The organism is Microvirga medicaginis, assembly GCF_052658925.1.
Map to the genome: position 1 here is coordinate 1 of NZ_JBQWEL010000051.1, position 2,530 is coordinate 2,530.

Genomic DNA, 2,530 nt, shown 5'->3' on the forward strand with positions numbered 1-2,530 from the left:
GGCCCTAAACACAAACCTCCAGACGATCCGTTCAAACCAGCGACGGCTTGAGCTGCTCTCGCCTGAAGACAGAACATCGCTCCCGAACAGGGGGCTCGGGAACTGATGGTCAGCGTGTCTGAGAAACGCGCCCACCTGCTTTCGCGGCGGCGCGGGGAGGGGACACATAATCAATCCTGCGACTATTGCAAGTGGAAACGATCATGTGTCCACAAAGGCTCAAACAACGGCCCCATCGACAGGGCAGTCGAACGTGCCAGGGACTTAGAGAAGGCTTCGGAGCCTGCTGGGTTCGCATAACAATAAACGAGATATGGTGACGCCACCCAAAAACATAGGCGAGGGGCGTTCGAATCCTCCTCGCCCAGCTCACGGCGACAGGAGGCGCTTCGGTCAATAACCCTGTCTTTACCAGAGTTGGCCAGAGTCCGCGGACCGCATCAGCGGTATCCAATTTCCAGCTCCGACGGATTTGCCAGTTCTCATGCGTAAGCCATTTAAGCCTAACGACTTTCTTCCAGCCGCAGTCCAGCCGGGAGGCAGAATTCCCACAATCCAGGCGGAGATTCAGAAGCGGGACGATTCGGCACAGACGAGTCATGACACATCCGTTTGGGAGACCCCTTGGTCCTCCGCCGGCGAAGCGGAGCCCGGGTGGTGGAAGGCCTTCACGCTTGACAAGGACGTGAGGGCAACGCGCACCCCTGATCGCTTTATCAAAAAGCAGCCGGAGACCAACGTAGTGGCCCACCCGGCGAGTGAGGCCATGGATGTTGCCCGTCTTGCTCGTGCCGCCGACCGGTCCTGCGCAGAGGCCATTCGCCGGCGCCTGGAACGGCTGCGGAGTGCCGTCGAGCCCGACTCACCCATTCCTTCTACATCTCAGTCGGAGGCGGAGTGTTTGCCGGTTGCGGCACCTCCATGTGCAGGCACTGGAATGGCGGGGATAAAGAAGCCTGCTTCGGCTCCCGCCGCGATCGAGGAAGCGGGGGCCGTCGCCATATCATCTGTCGCCGATGCGGCAGATCTGACCGAAAGTCCGAAAACAAGTCCGGATGCTGTTGGCGGCGAGAGCGTCGAATCCGCGACGGATGGTTCTGGAGCCCAAGAGGCCGTTCCGGAGCGCCGGGCCGAGCTGTTGCTGCCTGTTCCCGTGGAAACCGCAAAGCCGGTCTTTTCTGCATTCGCGTTCCAGTCGGGCCTCTACCGCTTCGCAGTAATCTTGAAACCCGACTTGTCGATTGACCTTTCAGTACAGGATGCAGTTCCTTTCGACAGCGTCACTGTCGTGGAGGAGGTCGAGCGCCCTCAAATTTTTCAGGCTCCAGAGAGTGTGTCCGAATCGGTTGAACCTGCGGAAGTGACCACTCCTGAAATGACGGAGGTCGCATCCGAGCAGATCCCTGAGGAGCTTGATTCAGGTTATCTCGCCCTGTACGGGGAAGACATTGCATCAGCTTCAGTATCGATGAAGGTTGCGGGAGAGGCGGAGAATTCATCCCCCGCATCGGCAGACGTCAGCCCTGTTGCTTCCGACGTCTCCGTTTCGCCTGCACATGCCTCGATGGCGCAGGTCATCAACTTCCCCGCGCCGGATCGTGCAAGGAACTCAGGTTACGAACTCCCTGATGTTGAATTGCTGGCTGAGCCTCCCGAGAGCGAGGGGCCTGTCCTCACCGAAGATATCCTTGAGGAGAGAGCGGGCAGGGTTGAAAAGGTCATCCGTGACTTCGGTGTTAAGGGTGAAGTCATTCATGTTCATCCGGGCCCGGTGGTTACTCTTTACGAGCTTGAGCCCGCTCCGGGGGTCAAATCCTCGCGTGTTATCGCACTCTCCGAAGATATCGCGCGCTCGATGAGCGCCGTCTCCGCCCGTGTCGCGGTTGTCCCAGGCCGCAATGCGATCGGCATCGAACTGCCGAACGATAGCCGTGAAACCGTGTATCTTCGCGAGATGCTTGAGACGGCGGATTTCAAGGCGTCGACGCAAAAACTCCCGCTCTGCCTCGGCAAGACCATCGGCGGCGAGCCGGTGATCGCCGATCTCGCCCGCATGCCGCACCTGCTGGTGGCCGGCACCACCGGCTCGGGCAAGTCGGTGGCGATCAACACCATGATCCTGTCGCTGCTCTACCGATTCACGCCGGAGCAGTGCCGCCTGATCATGGTCGACCCGAAGATGCTCGAGCTCTCGGTCTATGACGGCATCCCGCACCTGCTCACCCCGGTGGTGACCGACCCGAAGAAGGCGATCATTGCCTTGCGCTGGGCGGTTCGTGAGATGGAGGACCGGTATAAAAAGATGGCAAGACTCGGTGTGCGCAACATCGACGGCTTCAATGCCCGCGTCTCCGAGGCCAAGGCGAGGGGAGAGGTCATTACGCGAACCATCGAGACGGGCTTCGACAAGGAAACCGGAAAGGCTGTTTACGAGGAGGTCACGATCGACCTTACTCCTCTGCCCTACATCGTGGTGATCGTCGACGAGATGGCCGACCTGATGATGGTGGCCGGCAAGGAGATCGAGGGC

General features: G+C 59.8%; 1 protein-coding gene. It reads left to right on the forward strand.

Features of this window, described 5'->3' with window-relative positions; all coding sequences use genetic code 11:
* Positions 1–937: 937 nt before the first annotated feature.
* A partial coding sequence (locus tag ACUXUR_RS26675; protein WP_445505370.1) for a DNA translocase FtsK occupies positions 938–2,530 on the forward strand: 1,593 nt, incomplete at its 3' end.